The sequence below is a fragment of the Dyadobacter sp. HNCC25DJ186 genome (assembly GCF_056895235.1).
This window is the reverse complement of sequence record NZ_JBXHAS010000007.1, coordinates 246,761-264,317: the sequence shown is the minus strand read 5'-3', so window position 1 is coordinate 264,317 and position 17,557 is coordinate 246,761. Positions and strand designations below refer to the sequence as shown.

Genomic DNA, 17,557 nt, shown 5'->3' with positions numbered 1-17,557 from the left:
AGTAACTTGTAGAAACCTTAAATAATATCTACAATCCTTTTTAGCACGCAAAATTTAGTATTATTGTATAATAGAAAATCAGATCCCGGCATAATGATTACTACGAAAAACCTTCAATTTTCATATTCTCCGCAGAAGCAGTTTACTTTTCCTGAAATAAATTGTGCAGATAAAGAAGCGCTTTTAATTCTTGGGCAATCTGGCCGGGGCAAGACCACATTCCTTCATTTACTAGCCTTATTGCTGAAACCTGATTCTGGAAATATTCATATCGACAGTAAAGAATTATCAGGTTTATCATCATCTGAACGCACCGATATCCGGGCAAAAAGCCTGGGGATTATTTACCAACGCGCACACTTTGTAGGGGCGTTGTCTGTTTTGGATAACATTTTACTATCAAACTATTTATCCGGCGACAAACAAAACAAAGAAAAGGCGATCTTTCTGGCTGAGCAATTGGGTTTTGCTGATCACTTACATAAAAAGACCACACAGTTAAGTCAGGGAGAGCAGCAGCGTGTGAGTATAGCCAGAGCACTAATGAATAATCCAAACGTGATCCTGGCTGATGAGCCAACTTCGAGTCTTGATGACAGCAACTGCCAAAAAGTTATTGAACTTTTAAAAAATCAGGCATTTTCGATTGGTGCCAGCCTGGTGGTTGTCACGCACGACCAGCGCTTAAAAGATGAATTTCCGAATCAGGTCTTTTTGTAATATCGTGTTTTTCCCGGCTAAATTATTTCTACGAGGAAAGTCCTAACCCATACTTTAAATTCTAATGAATCTTCTCAAAATCAGCTTAGCAAACCTTAAAGAGAAAAAGTTAAACAGCTTTCTCAGCGCGATGCTGCTGACGCTTGGTATCGGAATGATCTCTTTGTTACTGCTTTTAAATAAACAGCTAGACGAACACTTTCGTCGGAATATTAGAGGCATTGATATGGTTGTGGGAGCAAAGGGAAGTCCGCTACAGCTTATCCTTTCCAGTATTTATCAGATCGACGCACCCACTGGAAATGTTCCGCTTTCGGAAGTAAATTCGTTAAAACGAAATCCGTTCGTTAAAACCGTTATCCCGCTTTCCATGGGTGACAATTATCATGGTTTCAGGATCGTAGGCACAACGCCGAAATATGTGGAGCATTTTCAGGCCAAAATAGCTCAGGGCGCATTATTCAGTCAACCAATGGATGTGACGCTCGGGAGCAAAGTAGCCAGAAACTCGGGACTGAAAATAGGTGATACTTTTGCCAGTTCACACGGCCTTGATTCGGACGGAGAAGCACATCATGATAAAAAATACAAAGTTGTAGGAATGTTTGAACCAACAGGTTCCGTTGTAGACCAGCTCGTGTTGACAAATCTTGAAAGTGTCTGGGAAATTCATGAACATGCGGAAGAAAAAGAAACTGCTGCACCAGCCGACAATGTTAAAGAAAACGATCCTGCACATGAAGACGACATGGGCGAACAGCATCATAACGAGGAAAAACAAGTAACGAGCGCTTTAATTCAGTTCAGAAATCCGATGGGATTAATCACCATTCCCCGGCAGATTAATCAAAATACTTCTATGCAGGCAGCATTGCCGAGTATAGAAATTAATCGATTATTTTCACTTCTAGGTGTCGGAATTGATACGCTGCGCGCTTTGGCGCTTGTCATTATTGTTATAGCAGGCGTAAGCGTTTTTATCTCCCTTTATAATTCACTTAAAGAACGGAAGTACGAAATGGCACTGATGCTCTCTATGGGTGCGACCAGAACGAAATTATTTCTGATGCTTCTGCTTGAAGGTTTAACTTTAGCAGTTACCGGATATCTCTCGGGCGTGTTACTGAGCCGCTTTGGATTATTTCTATTCAGCCGCGCTGCAGAGCAGGATTATCACTATTCAATCCGCGAATTTAGCTTGTTACCGGAAGAAATTTATCTATTGATCGGAGCTTTGTTTCTCGGTTTGCTGGCAGCTGCATTGCCTTCGTTGGGCATTTACAGACTGAATATCTCGCGAACACTGGCAGAGGAATGATATTAGTCGTATTTTTGTTTAACTAGCTGAATCCTTTTAGTATAAAACATTAAACAACATGAAATCCATACGTTTCATAGCGATCGCGCTGCTTTTTACGACATTATTTTCCTTTACGCCAAGTTCAGCCCCTATCAAATTAACCTGGGAAACTTTGCGTGATGTTACTTTTAAAAAGAAGTGGTATGCGGAAGAATCAATATACATGCTGCATCCGACTTTTGGACCTAGTATACAGAAATTGAAAAACCAGCCTGTCACAATTACAGGATATATACTTCCTGTTGATCTGGACGCCAATTTATATGTGTTATCAGCATTTCCGTTCAGCGCATGTTTCTTCTGCGGCGGAGCTGGACCGGAAACAGTGATGACTTTAAATTTCAAGAAAAACGGACGTAAATTTAAAACAGACGAAAGGCTGACTTTTCAGGGAACTTTGAAGTTAAATGCTGACGATATTTATCAGATGAATTATATTCTGGATGGTGCCGAAATAGTTGACTAGTTAATACGCCATTGATACTCAATCCTCGTTATAAGGCATCCGATCTGCAAAAATTACCGGACGGTCCTCCTTACTATGAACTTATCAGTGGAACTTTGTCTATGTCGCCTTCCACAACTTATCAGCATCAGAGAATCCTGCGTGATTTATTTTTTTCGTTACACACTTTTGTGAAACAAAATAATCTTGGAGAAGTTTTGTGCGCGCCTCTGGACGTCGAGCTCGATGAGACAAACGTATACCAACCTGACATTTTCTTCATTTCAAACACAAACTTTGCTGTTACCAAAGATCCAAAAATTATTGAGTCACCGGACTTGATAATACAGATATTATCAGGGAACAAATACCATGACCTTAACACAAAAAAATATTTTTATGAAATATTTGGGGTTCGGGAGTTTTGGCTGGTTGATCCTAAAAAGAAATCAATCGAGGTTCTGGAGAATCGTGATATGGAGTTCCTGAGATATGCTTACGCAAAACATGACGGGGAAGTAAAGTCAATGATTTTAGACGGTTTTTCGATCAATTTATCTGATTTATTAGACTAAAATCAGATCCCCAGCAGTCTCCAGACACCGGATACAAAAAACAAAACCAGTCCGACCGGAGTCAAAACTTTCCAGCCAAGATACATTAGCTGATCCACACGCAGACGGGGCAATGTCCAACGGGCCCACATTTGTATCAGAATGCCCAGCATTGCTTTGCCCATCAACCAGAATGTGCCAGAAAGGTAACCAAACCAGGTTCCAGGTTCCCCGCTCGTCCAGTCAGCCAGGCGCAGCGGACCGATGTTTGGAAATGGCGTATTCCAGCTGCCCAAAAACAAAATGGCTCCCAGGAGTGACACAAGCAGCATCATTCCATATTCTGAAAGCATAAAAAGTGCCCACCGCATACCGGAATATTCTGTATGGAAACCAGCTACCAATTCCGATTCGCCCTCAGGTAAATCGAAAGGAGCGCGGTTACATTCAGCAAGTGATGCGATAAAATATACTACGTAAGCAATGATCAGGAATGGATTTCTAATGATATTCCAGGAAAGAAATCCACCGACTGCTGTTACATCAATTCCAAACCGTCTCATACCAAAAAGGTAAACCGTATCACCGGAATAAATTCCTTGCTGAAAACTGATCACTTGTAAATCAAGCGTTTGAGAAAGCATTACAACACAAAGAATGGACAATCCGAGTGGGACTTCATAGGAAATAATCTGTGCTACGGCACGCATGGCCCCATATAACGCAAATTTATTATTCGATCCCCAACCAGCCATTAACAAGCCGATCACGTCAACTGACACAATTGTCATCAGAAAAAATACTCCCACTGCAGCACCGGAACCACCAAGATCAGGAGCCAGTGGAACGACTGCAAATCCAGTAAAAACAGAGGCAAAAATGACAATCGGAGCAATCAGGAAAAGTTTTCGGTCGGCTGCTTTTGGTACAATATCTTCCTTCTGAAGTAATTTCAGTAAATCCGCAAATAATTGTAACAAACCCCATTTCCCTACTTCCATTGGTCCCAGACGATCCTGAATAAAAGCCGATACTTTACGTTCAAGATATACTCCGATCACAACGAAGCCAGGTACCAAAAGAAGGAAAATTATTAATGTTACAGGCATTATTTCGGTTTAAAACAGCCGCCGGGCATAGTTAAGATCAATTACTCTTGTGAGAGGTAATATATTATTCTTAAATTTTAATCAATACGAACAAAAGTAAGCAAAAAATCTACTCCTCATCATCCTTTTCACCTTTGTAACCGGAAGCTTGCAAGATATTTCCGGCGTTATCATTTTTCATCAACTCGGGCAAAGTCACATTTTGATTTTCAGACATGTACTTACTGACAATTCGCCAGCCCAGCCATCGTCCGATTCCGCCAGGAACTTCATTGCCAATCTCGACCGTAAAAGGACGTTCACCAATAAATTTCTGTTTCTTTAAATCCGTCGTTTCATACAGCAGTTTATTACTCACAAAAAATGCCCAGATATCGCCCTGGCTGTTGTAAGTTCTTCGCAAACTTTCTTCGGAATAGCCCAAAATAAGACTGTCCGGCGTGTTCGGCATAACATGTTTTACAAATTCATAACCTTTTCCATAACCAATCATATCCGCCAGTAGTGTCCGGTCCGTTGCGTTGACATGATTATATTTGTTCGACATAAAGAAAATGATCGAAGGAACGATGTATTCTTTTTGGTATCGTTGCAACTGATAATCGTAAACATCAGGACGGTATTTTGCCTTAGGTCCACCAAAATAATCAAGGCCGATAACGATCAAAGTATCTGATATATAGAGATCATTTCCGGTAAATCCCGTCACCATAAATTTAACCTGCGGCGCCCGAAATTCCGGATACACTTTTGCAATGCGTTGAAAAGATTGTTTCAAAGGGTTGATAATGGCAATATTTCTATCACCGATGATCGAATCAAGCTGCGTTTTAAACGATTGAAAATCCTTATTTTGTAAAATCTGGAAAAGATGTGCAGCTAACTGATTTTTTTCAACAGGAGTATCGGTGAAATACCATTGGGATAAGTAGGAATGTTTATCCAAAAAACTTTGTACTTCCTCAACAGACTTGCAGGTAAAAAGCTGTTTGTCTAGATCTTCAACAGAAATATTTACCTGGATTGATCCTGTGTCAGACTCTGCTTCCTGTTTGGAATCTGTTTTACAATACGAAAATCCCAAAGCAAGAAAGCTGGCAAAAATAAAAGTGCGTATATAAAACATTCGGTAGAAACGAGTAACCATGATTGATAAAAATACAAAAATAGAAAAAAAACGGATAAGCATTTTAGGCTGTGGATGGCTTGGCTTTCCGTTAGCTCAACGTTTGCTTGCGGACGATATTTCATACGTTATCAAAGGTAGCACAACTTCCAAGGATAAAATTGAGCAATTCAGACAAGCCGGAATCGAGCCATTTTTGTTTAATCTCGATCCTGAATTATACGGTGAAGAATCTCAGATCAAATCATTTTTCGAGGCAGATATCCTAATAATTGCTATCCCGCCCAAACTGTCGAAAAACGAAGCAGACTTTCATCCCAGACAAATTAGGTCAGTTATTGAACAAATTGAGCGCTCGCCAATTGCAGAAATTATTTATGTCAGCTCAACAAGCATTTATCCGGATTTGAACAGAATTGTGGTAGAAAATGACGTAACGAGCCCTGAGCAATCGCCGTCTCCTGCGCTGGTTGAAGCTGAAAATTTATTACTGGCACTGCGTGGAGACAGAAAGGTTTCAATCCTCAGACATGGCGGATTACTTGGCTATAACCGTATACCAGGAAAATATGTACGTGGACAAAAGGATATGACTACGGCTTCTATTCCGGTTAATTACATCCACCGCGACGATGCAGCAGGAATTATTTCAACTATTATCACAAAAGGAATTTTAAACGAAACGTTTAATATCGTCGCGCCTTTGCATCCGACACGCAGAGAAGTTTACGAAAAATCCTGCGCTCAATTTGGCTGGGAAGCACCGACATTTTCTGAACCGGAAATCAAGCCGGATTTTAAAATAATTTCTACTGAAAAACTTACAAAATTCTATCCTTACACCTTTAAATATCCGGATCCGCTAATGTTCTATTACGAAGCGTGAGCGTTTCAAAATACAAAAGCCGCGAGACTAATCCCGCGGCTTTCGTGTTCTAAAACCATTTTTTTATGGTAAAAGCTCTGTCAATTTCGCTTCCAAAGCTGGCCCACGAAGATTTTTAGCAATTACTTTTCCTTCTTTATCCAGCAAATAAGTCTGCGGAATTGCGCTTACACCATAAGTTTGGGCTACAACAGAATTCCAGAATTTAAGATCTGAACCGTGAAGCCAGGTCAGATTATCTTTTTTGATGGCAGCTTTCCAGGCATTGGCCTCTTTATCCAGAGACACGCCATAAATATCAAAACCTTTACTTTTAAACTTGTCGTACATACGAACCACATTCGGGTTCTCCTGACGACAAGGGCCACACCACGAAGCCCAGAAATCGATCAGAACAAACTTTCCTCTCAAAGAAGAAAGCGTTATCGGCTTCCCATCAGGATCGTTCAAAGTAAAATCCGGCGCAACATCGCCGATTGAAATTCCTTTGATACGGTTCACCTGACCAACAAATGCTTCTGCAAGTTTGGGTGTTGGTTTTACATTTTCAAATCTCTGTGCTACATCCTGCAAAAGCGCAAGGTCAGTGTCAGGATTTAAAAAGTTATTGGCTGTAAAAATCGCAACCAGCGACGTTCCCATTTCAGGGATCAGTGCTTTTATTTTGTCAAGATGTTCCTGTTCTGCCTTTTTGTACGCGACTTGAATTTCTCCAATTTTTTTAGAATCCTTCTTTGCCTCAGCTGCTGCATACGCTTCATTCCAAACAGCGACTTTTGACGCCATATTCTGATTCAATTCAAGAAGTTTAGCATAATACTCCATGTTTTTGGAGCCCGTAATTTCGGCTTTACCAGCGTTTCCCTTGCTATCTTTATCAAATCCATCGGCAACAATATTAAATGTCTCACCACCTTCCGAAAGTAGAACAAGTTTCTGCCTGTCAGCCAGGTTCAGCATATAAAAACTACCACCGTCATTTTCTGTTGCCTTGATCGTAAAAGTACCATCGGCCGCCAGTTTCGCTGAGTCCAGTTTCAAAGCATTTCCAGTCATCAGCGATTGCGATAGTATCACTTTTTCTCCCGCAGAACCGTTTTTAACTTTACCATTAATGGTGAATGGTTTGGGAGAAATTTCTCCCTGAGCCATTACAGAAATTCCTGACAAGGCTAATCCAATACTCAAAAAGCCAGTTTTAATGTATTTTTTCATAATTAACCTTCGCAATATCTTATTTGAATATTTTTCCTCACAATTTTTCAGCAAGAAGCTGGTTCACCATTTTTGGATCAGCGGCACCGTTAGATTTTTTCATGATTTCACCCACGAATAATCCCAGCAAACCTTTTTTCCCTTTTCGGTAAGCAGCCACTTTATCAGGCATTGATGCAATAACCTCATCTACCAACGTTTCCAACTCATTTGTATTGCTATTCTGAATCCAGTTATTTGTCGCAGCAATCTCTTTTGGAGAACGGCCTGGCTCAGCGAGCAAAATCGGAAATATTTTTTGCGTAGCAACCGAATTACTGATCACATTTGTTTCCGTTAACTCAATCAGTTCAGCAAGTGTCTGCGCCGAAATCGGGAAAGCTTCTATATTCCCATCGTGCTCATTCACGTAGGATTTTACTGATCCCATCAGCCAGTTAGAGGCAGATTTATAAGCCGAAGTTTTAGCACAGACATCCTCGAAATATTGTGCCATTTCTTTCGTGTCAGTCAAAACCAGCGCGTCATAAACAGGAATTCCATACTGTTTTGTGAATTTCTCCCGCAATGCCTGGGGTAAGGCTGGCATTGCCGCAGTAATTTCTCCAAGCCATTCTTCGGAAATTACGACCGGACTTAAATCAGGATCAGGAAAATAACGATAATCATTCATGGTTTCCTTCACACGCATGCCGTAAGTTTGTCCGCTTTCTACGTCAAACATTCTGGTTTCCTGCTGAATTGTTTCACCCGATTCCAGCATTGCAATTTGCCGACGCGTTTCAAACGTAATCGCCCGCATCATGTTACGGATAGAGTTCATGTTTTTCACTTCGACCTTCGTGCCCAGTTTGGTATCACCCTTTTTCCGAAGCGAAACATTCACATCACAACGCAACGATCCTTCTTCCATATTTCCATCACTGATATCGAGGTATCGAACCAAGCGACGAATTTCAGTCACGAAAGCACCTGTTTCCTCTGCCGATCTTAAATCAGGCTCCGACACCATTTCCACTAAAGGCGTTCCGGCACGGTTGTAGTCCAGCAACGTGTCAGTATCGCTACCATCGTGAACCGATTTTCCTGCATCTTCTTCCAAATGGATATGATGAAAACGAATAAACTTCTCATACAATTTTCCGTCGCTTCCTTTGACAGAGATCGTTAAACCACCGTTTTCACAGATCGGTTTTTTGTCCTGCGAAATCTGATAACCTTTTGGAAGATCCGGATAAAAATAATTTTTCCTGTCAAAAATTGTGCGTCTGCTTATTGAACAACCGAGGGCTAATCCCATCCGGACTGCGTATTCAACAGCTTTTTTATTTAATTTCGGTAAAGTTCCGGGCAGCGCAAGTGTCAGCGGACCTATATTTGTATTGGGTTCTGCGCCGAAACGGTTCAGATCCTGGGCAAATAATTTAGACTCCGTTAATAATTGGCAGTGTACTTCGAGGCCAATTACAGTTTCGTAAGAGGCAAGAAGTTCTTCTGTCACTTCCGAGGGATTGATTATGCTTTCAGTCATATTGGTTACAAATTCTTCAGCAAAGATACAAAAACGGGTCGTCCAGCATATGAACGACCCGTTTTTTCTATTAGAAACTCCTTAATCTCAAACTTACAGCGTATTGATCCACGTTGCGATGATTGCGATATCAGCTTTCGGAACATGCGACATCGGTGCCATAGGCGGGTAACCAGGCCAATGCTCAGGTTTTGGGGCATGAACCAATTCTACAATCTGGTCCACTGAATAATTCTTCTTTGCAACCTCTGCATAAGCAGGCCCTATCACCTTATCATAAGGATTATGACAAGCCAGGCAGGCATGTTTGTTCAGTAAAGCTGAAACTTCCGCAGGAACGGCTTTTCGGCCGGCAGGTTTTGCAGCCACAGCCGGAGCCGCAGTAGTATCCGTGGCCGAAGCAGCTTTCAAAGAGTCACCACTTGCAGCAGGTTTCGTTTCTGCCGTCGCGGGCTTCTCAAGAGCATTTTTTCTCTCAGCCTGAAGAGCGGTCAGAGCCGATTCCTCACGTGCTTTGCTTCCCGATCCATAAAATGTATCATACTGGGCCTTATCTTCCTTTGAAGAACAGCCGATCCAAATTGATGTAGCTATGGCAATAACTGCCAGAGAAGTACATTTTTTAAGTGCCATTTTTTTAAACATATTTTAAGTAATTCCGCCCGATTATCGACTTTCGCGTCTAATCTCTACACGAAGAAAGCAAGTTTGCGTCAGATTTTCCTAGTTTATATTATAATTCGTGAAATGACACAAATTTAATATACAATTCAATACTTTGTAAATCAGCTAGTTAAATAATTTTCGCGATATAGAATTTCTTTAAATTTATTATTTATCTAAATTTTATTTGAAATAAGTTTTTTAAATAATATGAAATCTTCTTACTTTTGCAGTCCTATTTGTAAAACGATGTAAAGTAATGGCTAAGAAAGGTAATAGAGTACAGGTTATATTGGAATGCACCGAACAAAAAACAACAGGTGTACCAGGAATGTCACGTTACGTAACGACAAAAAATCGGAAAAATACGCCAGGTCGTATGGAATTGAAAAAATTCAATTCTTTCCTAAGACGTTATACTCTTCACAAAGAGATTAAGTAATTACTTTCTGTGTTTGCTGACTGAAAGGTTGGTAATATGTCGTAATTACAATAGCATTTAATATATACATTAACATATTAACTATATACAGACATGGCAAAGAAAGTAGTTGCTACCCTGAAAAAAGAAGGCGGTAAATCATTTGCCAAAGTGATTAAAGCCGTAAAGTCTCCAAAAACAGGAGCTTGGACCTTCAAAGAAGAAATGGTACCCGTAGAAGGTGTACAAGGTGCCCTTAAAAACTAAGGTTTCGACCCTTATGTTTGCAAAGGTTTTAATATAGATTGCCCGAAAAGTCCCACGAGGGACTTTTTTGTTTTATTTTTGGGTTGTAAAAACATTCATGCGGGAGTAATAGAATACTTTTGGCATACTAACAACATAAGATTTTAACCGATACATCTGATTATGAGTTTATTTGGGTTTTTTTCAAAAGAAAAAAAGGAGACACTTGATAAGGGTCTTGAAAAAACCAAAGACAGTTTCTTCGGCAAACTTTCACGTGCAATCGTTGGAAAAACAACGATTGATGAAGATGTACTTGACGAACTGGAGGATATTCTTGTAAGTTCTGATGTTGGTGTTGAAACAACAGTAAAAATTATCAAACGTATCGAGGAGCGCGTTGCCAGAGATAAGTATGCCACAACCGCTGAGCTTGATATTATCTTACGTGAGGAAATCGCGTCACTTCTGACAGAAAATAAATCGGTTGACGTAACAGATAGTTTTGAAACAGAACATTTGCCGAAGCCTTATGTTATTATGGTGGTCGGTGTTAATGGTGTTGGAAAAACAACTACGATCGGAAAGCTGGCGCATCAGTTTCACTCCCGAGGCCACAAAGTTGTTTTGGGCGCTGCGGATACTTTTCGTGCTGCGGCTGTCGAACAATTAAAACTTTGGGGAAAACGGGTGGACGTTCCTGTGATCGATCATGGAATGAACACAGATCCTTCGGCAGTTGCCTACGACGCGCTGAAACGCGGTATGGAAATTAAAGCCGACGTGATTATTATTGATACAGCCGGAAGATTGCATACCAAAGTTAATCTGATGAACGAGCTTTCAAAGATCAAACGGGTAATGCAAAAAATTATCCCGGATGCTCCGCACGAAGTTCTTCTTGTACTCGACGGAAGTACAGGACAAAATGCTGTAATTCAGGCTCGTGAGTTTACAAAAGTTGCTGAGATCTCTGCCTTAGCCATTACCAAACTTGACGGAACTGCAAAAGGTGGTGTAGTTATAGGAATTTCTGACGAATTTAAGATCCCTATCAAATATATCGGAGTTGGCGAAAAAATGGAAGATTTGCAGGTTTTTGACCGGAGCGAATTTGTAGATTCTCTTTTCAAAAAAATCTGATTTTAACCGCCCATACCGTTTAAAGCTGCTCCGTTCCTTTGAAGCTTTTTTCGTAACATCTAAAACGTTATTTTGGACGATCGTTCATCAGATAACGCTTTTGTTATGAATAAGACGGATTCATTGCTGCTTATCTCTATCTTTTTCGGAATATTTGGCTGGGCGATTTGGCGACTGCTGAGATATTCCGAGAATACTGTTGGGAAATACTCCCCCTTAAAAATTTCCCGGTCTTATGAGATAAGTGCTTTTCAGTATTTTACCAAGTTTGACAATCTCTTTTTCTATTATATTGGTCTTGGAGGGCTATATCTATTTAGTAAAGTTCCGAGCACATTTTCTCCATCTGTTTACTTATATGACTGGCGAAATCCGGCTTCAATAATTTTTATCTCCATCCTCTTTCTTGCCTTCTCGGCCTCGTATCTCTATCTGGACTTAAATTACTGGCATCACACCAAAAATATAAGAGTCACTTATCACCCGGAGGAAAAAATTGTCAAGATCGACTTTCCTGTGAAAACTTACTTCATTGGCGAAGGCGATATCCGGCATATAGAAATGATCACCAACGGTGCTAAAATGCAATTTGGCCATTACATTTATTCCCTTAAAAATGGAGAATCTTTTATTTTGACCGATCGCACACCAGGAATCTGGGCAATTCAGGAATATTTCAAGAAAATTCCTTTTAAGATGACGATAAAGCGATTTCCATTAATAAAATAGCATTATCAGTTTATTTTTCACGAACTTTGCACCCCGTTTGACCGTTCATTATCAACTACTTCACAGGAAACTTTTTTAACTTCCGGTGGTTTGATGAATATCTATTCAATAAAAATTAATAGCTAAAAGCTAACTGCCGATAGCTACATCCTATGAAAACCAAAGGAATACGTACAAATAAAGTAAATATCGTCACGCTGGGCTGCTCAAAAAACCTGGTTGATTCGGAAGTTTTATATACTCAGCTAAAGGGAAACGGATTTGATGTAACACACGAATCGAAAAAGGATAATTCCCAGATTGTAGTTATCAACACCTGCGGTTTTATTGACAATGCCAAGGAAGAATCCATTAATACAATCCTTCGTTACGCAGACGCAAAAGCAGCTGGAATTGTAGATAAAGTATATGTTACAGGTTGTTTATCTCACCGTTATAAAGATGAACTTTCGGTAGAAATTCCTACTGTTGACGCCTGGTTTGGAACAAATGAACTTCCTCGCCTGCTTAAAACCTTAAAGGCTGATTACAAACATGAGCTCGTTGGCGAGCGTTTGCTTACAACGCCTACACATTATGCTTACATGAAAATTGCAGAAGGCTGTGATCGACCGTGCAGTTTTTGTGCTATTCCAATTATGCGCGGCGGCCACGTTTCCCGTCCCATTGAGGAATTGGTAAAAGAAGCAAAATCACTGGCCAAACGTGGTACGAAAGAATTAATTCTGATCGCTCAGGATCTTACGTACTATGGTCTGGATATTTATAGAAAGAGAAATTTATCTGACTTGATGGCTCAGCTTTCTGATGTGGAAGGTATTGAGTGGATCAGGTTGCAATATGCCTATCCTGCCGGTTTCCCGATGGACGTTCTTGACGTCATGAACGAACGCAGCAACATTTGCAAATATCTGGATATGCCTTTGCAGGCAGGATCTTCGGAGATTTTGAAATCCATGCGCAGAGGTATCACGCGTGAAAAAACGGAAGATCTGATCAATATCATCCGCGACAAGGTTCCTGGAATTGCTTTACGTACAACTTTAATTGTAGGCCATCCCGGAGAAACAGAAGCCCATTTTGACGAAACTTACGAGTTTGTTGAAAAAATGCGTTTCGACCGCCTGGGTGCGTTCCAATATTCTCACGAAGACAATACGCATTCTTACACAATGCCTGATGATATACCGGCAGAAATCAAACAGGAACGTGCGGACACAATCATGGAGCTCCAACAGGGAATTTCTCAGGAATTGAACCAGCAGAAGATTGGAAATACCTACAAAGTTCTTTTTGACCGCAAAGAAGGTGGACATTTCATTGGGCGGACAGAATTTGACTCTCCGGAAGTTGACAATGAAGTACTGGTTTCTGCAAGTCAGTATGTTCGTTTGGGTGATTTTGCGCATGTAAAGATCAATGCTGCGGAAGAATTCGATTTGTATGGAGATGTGGTTGTTTAATTATTCTTTTTTCAAAATTTTTCAATAGCTGCGGCTTTACTAATTTTGTACAGTACAACCGCAAAACAATAATAATTTCAAATCATGTTGCAACGTATTCAATCTATTTTTTTGGCCATTACAATAATCGGAATGGGCATTTTTGTATCATTTCCGGTCTGGACTAAAATAGCGGTCGGTGGGGAACAACAGGCTTCGCTTACAGCACTTAAACTTACCCACCAGCTTAATCCGGTTCAGTCCAATGTTGACTCTGCGCTCTATTTACTGATCCTTGCCATCGTTATTGCGGGCGTGGCAGCCTTCGCGCTTATAAAATTCCGCAACCGCGTTTTGCAATCAGCATTATGCGCTGTTAATTCAATATTGATGAGCACTTTGCTGGGTTTAGTTGTTTATCTTACTTTTTATAAAGCGGCGAAATTATTTGATCCGCAAATCCCGGGCGACTATACCATTGGCTTCTATGGACTGGTTGCAGCAATGCTGGCCAACGTAATGGCGAACCGTTATATCCGTAAAGACGAAAAGACAGTTCAGCAATCGAACAGATTAAGATAATTCTTCATTTAGAGATAAATAAAAAGGGTTTGAAAACGAGAGTTGATCTTTCAGTTTCAAACCCTTTTTGCATAATCTTACTTTCCGATCACACTAAACCTTCTCTCAGTAAATCATGTAAATGGACAAATCCTTTTACGATATTTCCTTCAACAACAACGACATGCGTGATACTCCTCGACTGCATAATTTCCAAAGCTGTGACCGCGAAATCTTCCGGATCAACACAAATAGGGGACGCCGTCATGATATCACAAGCCCGCAGATGTAGCAATTCCTCTCCTGCATGTTGATTTAACATGCGACGTAAATCTCCATCCGTGATAATTCCAGCCATTTTTCCTTCGGCATTATTTACGGCAGTAACTCCAAGTCTTTTTGAAGTAATTTCCATAATAACCTGTTTCAAAGAAGCATTTTCATCAACAATTGGAAGGGTGTTGTTGGGATAGATATCACAAACCTTCAGATAAAGCCTTTTCCCCAAAGCACCTCCCGGGTGGTATCTGGCGAAATCCTGCCGTGTGAAACCTCTCGCTTCGAGCAGACAGATCGCGAGAGCATCACCCAGTGCCATAGAAACGGTCGTACTCGTTGTCGGTGCCAAATTATGGGAATCTGCCTCAACAGGCGCGTGTGCATTCAATACAAACTGTGAATGCTGGGCAAGATAAGAATCCGTGTTGCTTACCATCGCGATAATCGGTACGCCTGTTCTTTTAAGTAAAGGAACCAGAACTTTAATTTCAGGTGTATCTCCGCTTTTTGACAAAACCATCACGACGTCATTATCCTGAATCATGCCTAAATCGCCATGAATTGCGTCTGCCGCATGCATAAATAATGCCGGAGTACCGGTCGAATTCAAGGTCGCCACGATCTTCTGGCCCACAATTGCGCTCTTCCCGATTCCGGAAACTACAACCCTTCCTCCCGAATTTAAAATGGCATATACGCACTTTTCAAATTCTTCATCAATCCTTTCAACAAGATTCTGTAAAGCAATAGCTTCCTGCAGTATCACATTCTTTGCGATGGACTGAATATTTTTTATTAATTTCAAATCTGAATTACAGTTTTATTGAGAACGAATTCCAATTATTAAGATCAAAGGCAAAGATAGAGAACTTTGGGATATCCATTTTGTTGACAAAGTATGGTAAAGCAGGTTGATAATGTCGTTTTAGACACGTTAAAAGAAAGACTCAAAGAAATATTTGGTTACAGTCAGTTCCGGGGAGAGCAAGAAGTAATAATTCAAAACATCCTGTTAGGCAAAAATACATTTGTTATTATGCCAACCGGAGCAGGAAAATCGCTTTGCTACCAGTTACCTGCACTGGTTACGGATGGTATGACCATTGTTATATCACCTCTTATTGCGCTAATGAAAAATCAGGTCGATCAATTGACCGCGTTTGGTATTAACGCGCAATTCCTGAATTCGACGCTGACAAAGGCGGAAATGACCCGTGTAAAAAATGACGCATTAGACGGTAGTCTGAAGTTGCTTTACATAGCGCCGGAATCTTTGACGAAAGAAGAGAATCTGGAATTCTTGAAAAGAGTAAAAATATCTTTTGTCGCGATTGATGAAGCGCACTGTATTTCTGAATGGGGGCATGATTTCCGCCCTGAATACCGCCGCATTTACGGTATTATTGAGAATATCGGTAATCTTCCAATTATTGCTTTAACGGCTACCGCTACGCCCAAAGTTCAGCAGGATATCCGCAAAAACCTGCAAATGGAGGAAGCTGAAACTTTCAAATCCTCATTTAACCGTAAAAATCTTTATTACGAAATACGTGCGAAAAAAGATACCAAGAAACAACTGATCCGCTATGTCCGCAACAACAAGGGTAAGTCTGGTATCGTATATTGTTTGAGCCGCAAAACAGTTGAGGAAATTGCAGAATTACTTTCCGTAAACGATGTAAAAGCGCTTCCATACCATGCAGGACTGGACAGCAATACGCGTATGGCTAACCAGGATGCATTTTTGAATGAAGAAGTAGACGTAATCGTTGCCACAATTGCCTTTGGAATGGGAATTGACAAGCCGGATGTTCGGTTTGTTATTCACTATGATGTGCCAAAATCACTGGAGGGATATTATCAGGAAACGGGCCGCGCCGGACGGGATGGACTGGAAGGTAACTGTCTCATGTTTTACAGCTACGACGATATTCAAAAGCTGGAAAAGTTCAATAAAGACAAAACGGTTACCGAACGAGATAATGCACGCCATTTGTTGAATGAGATGGTAGCTTATTCGACTTTGGGCGTTTGCCGCAGAAGACAGCTTTTAAGTTATTTTGGAGAGTATCTTGATAAAGATTGTGGTTTCTGTGACAATTGTCTGAAACCAACGGAGAAAAGAAAAGTTCAGGAGGAGGTCGTACTGGTCCTTCGTGCAGTTCAATTGACTGAGCAGCGTTTTGACGGAGATCATATCACTGATCTGATCACAGCGACAGATAATCAGTATGTCCGCAGTTATGAGCATGATAAACTGGATGTTTTCGGCAAAGGGCTGGAAATGAATGAGTCGCGGGAGTACTGGCTTTCTACAATCCGTCAACTGGTAATTTTAAATTATCTTGAAAAAGATCTTGAAAATTACGGTATCATCAAGATTGGTGAAAAAGGGCTTAATTACATCAATGACCCTTATCCCGTAACGCTTCACAAAGACCATAACTTCGAAGAAGAAGAGGTAAAAGTTGAAGATGACAGTGCGGATTCCGTAGCCGGCGGCAGTGCACATGCATACGATGAGGCGCTTTTAGGTATGCTGAAAGCACTTCGTAAAAAAGTTGCCAAAGAAAAGGATTTGCCTCCTTATGTTATTTTCCAGGATCCGTCTATGGAAGAAATGGCTACTACTTATCCAACCACGCAACAGGAGATGGCCCAGATTAATGGCGTCGGGATGGGGAAAGTGCAGAAGTTCGGTCGTCAGTTTATTGAACTTATCACGCGGTACGTAGAAGAGAATGATATTGAAACGGCGAAGGATGTTGTCATAAAATCAACGGTTAATAAGTCCAAGATCAAGATTTTTATCATTTCGCAGGTAGATCGAAAAGTAAGTCTGGACGAGATCGCTGATGTGAAGGATATGGCACTGAGCGATATCATTGAAGAAGTTGAACATATTTGTTATTCTGGAACAAAATTAAATCTTGACTACTATATCAATCAGGTGATTGATAAGGAAAGACAGCAGGATATTTATGATTATTTCATGAATGCTGAAACAGATAACATTGCAGCCGCATTAGACGAATTTTCGAACGACGACGTTAGCGAAGAGGAATTAAGATTGATGCGTATTAAGTTTTTATCGGAATTGGCAAACTAGTTCATATACAGGCAAGGA

The 17,557-nt window shown here is 40.6% G+C and carries 18 protein-coding genes; 12 read left to right on the top strand and 6 right to left on the bottom strand.

Annotated features, from left to right (window positions below; translation table 11 throughout):
* Nucleotides 1–93 precede the first annotated feature (93 nt).
* The 4 genes from AC1XUO_RS21010 (at nucleotide 94) to AC1XUO_RS20995 (ending at nucleotide 3,100) form a co-directional block, all read left to right on the top strand.
* On the top strand, nucleotides 94–720 hold the full coding sequence (locus AC1XUO_RS21010; RefSeq protein ID WP_483331737.1) for an ABC transporter ATP-binding protein: 627 nt from the start codon (nucleotides 94–96) through the stop codon (nucleotides 718–720).
* Between the two features lie 64 nt (nucleotides 721–784).
* Nucleotides 785–2,038: an ABC transporter permease gene (locus AC1XUO_RS21005; protein ID WP_483331736.1), complete on the top strand. Its 1,254-nt coding sequence runs from the start codon at nucleotides 785–787 to the stop codon at nucleotides 2,036–2,038.
* Between the two features lie 58 nt (nucleotides 2,039–2,096).
* The gene (locus AC1XUO_RS21000) at nucleotides 2,097–2,546 is read left to right on the top strand and encodes a YEATS domain-containing protein (protein ID WP_483331735.1); all 450 of its coding nucleotides are present in this window, start codon (nucleotides 2,097–2,099) and stop codon (nucleotides 2,544–2,546) included.
* 11 nt (nucleotides 2,547–2,557) lie between these two features.
* Nucleotides 2,558–3,100, top strand: coding sequence for a Uma2 family endonuclease (locus AC1XUO_RS20995; protein WP_483331734.1), 543 nt, complete (start codon nucleotides 2,558–2,560; stop codon nucleotides 3,098–3,100).
* Between the two features lie 2 nt (nucleotides 3,101–3,102).
* Here AC1XUO_RS20995 and AC1XUO_RS20990 read toward each other — a convergent pair whose 3' ends face one another.
* A complete protein-coding gene (locus tag AC1XUO_RS20990; RefSeq protein WP_483331733.1) occupies nucleotides 3,103–4,188 on the bottom strand; it encodes a complex I subunit 1/NuoH family protein in 1,086 nt (361 codons plus the stop codon).
* Nucleotides 4,189–4,297: 109 nt separating this feature from the next.
* Nucleotides 4,298–5,314: a gliding motility protein GldB-related protein gene (locus tag AC1XUO_RS20985; RefSeq protein WP_483331732.1), complete on the bottom strand. Its 1,017-nt coding sequence runs from the start codon at nucleotides 5,312–5,314 to the stop codon at nucleotides 4,298–4,300.
* A gap of 19 nt (nucleotides 5,315–5,333) precedes the next feature.
* Between AC1XUO_RS20985 and AC1XUO_RS20980 the strand changes: the two genes are divergently transcribed.
* Entirely contained in the window at nucleotides 5,334–6,200 is an 867-nt protein-coding gene (locus AC1XUO_RS20980; RefSeq protein WP_483331731.1) for a Rossmann-fold NAD(P)-binding domain-containing protein, read from the top strand.
* Nucleotides 6,201–6,263: 63 nt separating this feature from the next.
* On the opposite strand, the gene AC1XUO_RS20975 is transcribed toward AC1XUO_RS20980, so the two are convergent.
* From AC1XUO_RS20975 to AC1XUO_RS20965, 3 genes are all read right to left on the bottom strand, one after another.
* Nucleotides 6,264–7,415, bottom strand: coding sequence for a redoxin domain-containing protein (locus AC1XUO_RS20975; protein WP_483331730.1), 1,152 nt, complete (start codon nucleotides 7,413–7,415; stop codon nucleotides 6,264–6,266).
* 37 nt (nucleotides 7,416–7,452) lie between these two features.
* Nucleotides 7,453–8,946 carry an Asp-tRNA(Asn)/Glu-tRNA(Gln) amidotransferase subunit GatB gene (gatB, locus tag AC1XUO_RS20970; protein ID WP_483331729.1) on the bottom strand — a complete coding sequence of 498 codons (1,494 nt, stop codon included), beginning with the start codon at nucleotides 8,944–8,946 and terminating at the stop codon, nucleotides 7,453–7,455.
* Between the two features lie 93 nt (nucleotides 8,947–9,039).
* The gene (locus tag AC1XUO_RS20965; protein ID WP_483331728.1) at nucleotides 9,040–9,579 is read right to left on the bottom strand and encodes a c-type cytochrome; all 540 of its coding nucleotides are present in this window, start codon (nucleotides 9,577–9,579) and stop codon (nucleotides 9,040–9,042) included.
* Between the two features lie 289 nt (nucleotides 9,580–9,868).
* On the opposite strand from AC1XUO_RS20965, the gene rpmG reads away from it, so the two are divergent.
* The 6 genes from rpmG (at nucleotide 9,869) to AC1XUO_RS20935 (ending at nucleotide 14,172) form a co-directional block, all read left to right on the top strand.
* Nucleotides 9,869–10,051, top strand: coding sequence for a 50S ribosomal protein L33 (gene rpmG / locus AC1XUO_RS20960; protein WP_090340284.1), 183 nt, complete (start codon nucleotides 9,869–9,871; stop codon nucleotides 10,049–10,051).
* A 93-nt stretch (nucleotides 10,052–10,144) separates the two neighbouring features.
* The gene (locus tag AC1XUO_RS20955) at nucleotides 10,145–10,297 is read left to right on the top strand and encodes a DUF4295 domain-containing protein (protein WP_090340287.1); all 153 of its coding nucleotides are present in this window, start codon (nucleotides 10,145–10,147) and stop codon (nucleotides 10,295–10,297) included.
* A gap of 162 nt (nucleotides 10,298–10,459) precedes the next feature.
* Nucleotides 10,460–11,419 carry a signal recognition particle-docking protein FtsY gene (gene ftsY / locus AC1XUO_RS20950; RefSeq protein ID WP_234648277.1) on the top strand — a complete coding sequence of 320 codons (960 nt, stop codon included), beginning with the start codon at nucleotides 10,460–10,462 and terminating at the stop codon, nucleotides 11,417–11,419.
* A 105-nt stretch (nucleotides 11,420–11,524) separates the two neighbouring features.
* A complete protein-coding gene (locus AC1XUO_RS20945; protein WP_483331727.1) occupies nucleotides 11,525–12,148 on the top strand; it encodes a PH domain-containing protein in 624 nt (207 codons plus the stop codon).
* Nucleotides 12,149–12,300: 152 nt separating this feature from the next.
* Complete coding sequence (rimO, locus tag AC1XUO_RS20940) at nucleotides 12,301–13,611, top strand: 30S ribosomal protein S12 methylthiotransferase RimO (RefSeq protein ID WP_483331726.1); 1,311 nt, start codon at nucleotides 12,301–12,303, stop codon at nucleotides 13,609–13,611.
* An 84-nt stretch (nucleotides 13,612–13,695) separates the two neighbouring features.
* Nucleotides 13,696–14,172, top strand: a complete 477-nt coding sequence (locus AC1XUO_RS20935) for a DUF4293 domain-containing protein (RefSeq protein WP_483331725.1) — start codon at nucleotides 13,696–13,698, stop codon at nucleotides 14,170–14,172.
* A gap of 88 nt (nucleotides 14,173–14,260) precedes the next feature.
* Here AC1XUO_RS20935 and AC1XUO_RS20930 read toward each other — a convergent pair whose 3' ends face one another.
* Nucleotides 14,261–15,235 carry a KpsF/GutQ family sugar-phosphate isomerase gene (locus AC1XUO_RS20930; protein WP_483331723.1) on the bottom strand — a complete coding sequence of 325 codons (975 nt, stop codon included), beginning with the start codon at nucleotides 15,233–15,235 and terminating at the stop codon, nucleotides 14,261–14,263.
* Nucleotides 15,236–15,328: 93 nt separating this feature from the next.
* On the opposite strand from AC1XUO_RS20930, the gene recQ reads away from it, so the two are divergent.
* Complete coding sequence (recQ, locus tag AC1XUO_RS20925; protein WP_483331722.1) at nucleotides 15,329–17,539, top strand: DNA helicase RecQ; 2,211 nt, start codon at nucleotides 15,329–15,331, stop codon at nucleotides 17,537–17,539.
* The last annotated feature ends 18 nt before the right edge of the window (nucleotides 17,540–17,557 follow it).

Coding starts and splice junctions, on each gene's coding strand:
- AC1XUO_RS21010 (WP_483331737.1), top strand. CDS start 94: ATGATTACTACGAAAAACCTTCAATTTTCATATTCTCCGCAGAAGCAG.
- AC1XUO_RS21005 (WP_483331736.1), top strand. CDS start 785: ATGAATCTTCTCAAAATCAGCTTAGCAAACCTTAAAGAGAAAAAGTTA.
- AC1XUO_RS21000 (WP_483331735.1), top strand. CDS start 2,097: ATGAAATCCATACGTTTCATAGCGATCGCGCTGCTTTTTACGACATTA.
- AC1XUO_RS20990 (WP_483331733.1), bottom strand. CDS start 4,188: ATGCCTGTAACATTAATAATTTTCCTTCTTTTGGTACCTGGCTTCGTT.
- AC1XUO_RS20985 (WP_483331732.1), bottom strand. CDS start 5,314: ATGTTTTATATACGCACTTTTATTTTTGCCAGCTTTCTTGCTTTGGGA.
- AC1XUO_RS20980 (WP_483331731.1), top strand. CDS start 5,334: ATGATTGATAAAAATACAAAAATAGAAAAAAAACGGATAAGCATTTTA.
- AC1XUO_RS20975 (WP_483331730.1), bottom strand. CDS start 7,415: ATGAAAAAATACATTAAAACTGGCTTTTTGAGTATTGGATTAGCCTTG.
- gatB (WP_483331729.1), bottom strand. CDS start 8,946: ATGACTGAAAGCATAATCAATCCCTCGGAAGTGACAGAAGAACTTCTT.
- AC1XUO_RS20965 (WP_483331728.1), bottom strand. CDS start 9,579: ATGGCACTTAAAAAATGTACTTCTCTGGCAGTTATTGCCATAGCTACA.
- rpmG (WP_090340284.1), top strand. CDS start 9,869: ATGGCTAAGAAAGGTAATAGAGTACAGGTTATATTGGAATGCACCGAA.
- AC1XUO_RS20955 (WP_090340287.1), top strand. CDS start 10,145: ATGGCAAAGAAAGTAGTTGCTACCCTGAAAAAAGAAGGCGGTAAATCA.
- ftsY (WP_234648277.1), top strand. CDS start 10,460: ATGAGTTTATTTGGGTTTTTTTCAAAAGAAAAAAAGGAGACACTTGAT.
- AC1XUO_RS20945 (WP_483331727.1), top strand. CDS start 11,525: ATGAATAAGACGGATTCATTGCTGCTTATCTCTATCTTTTTCGGAATA.
- rimO (WP_483331726.1), top strand. CDS start 12,301: ATGAAAACCAAAGGAATACGTACAAATAAAGTAAATATCGTCACGCTG.
- AC1XUO_RS20935 (WP_483331725.1), top strand. CDS start 13,696: ATGTTGCAACGTATTCAATCTATTTTTTTGGCCATTACAATAATCGGA.
- recQ (WP_483331722.1), top strand. CDS start 15,329: ATGGTAAAGCAGGTTGATAATGTCGTTTTAGACACGTTAAAAGAAAGA.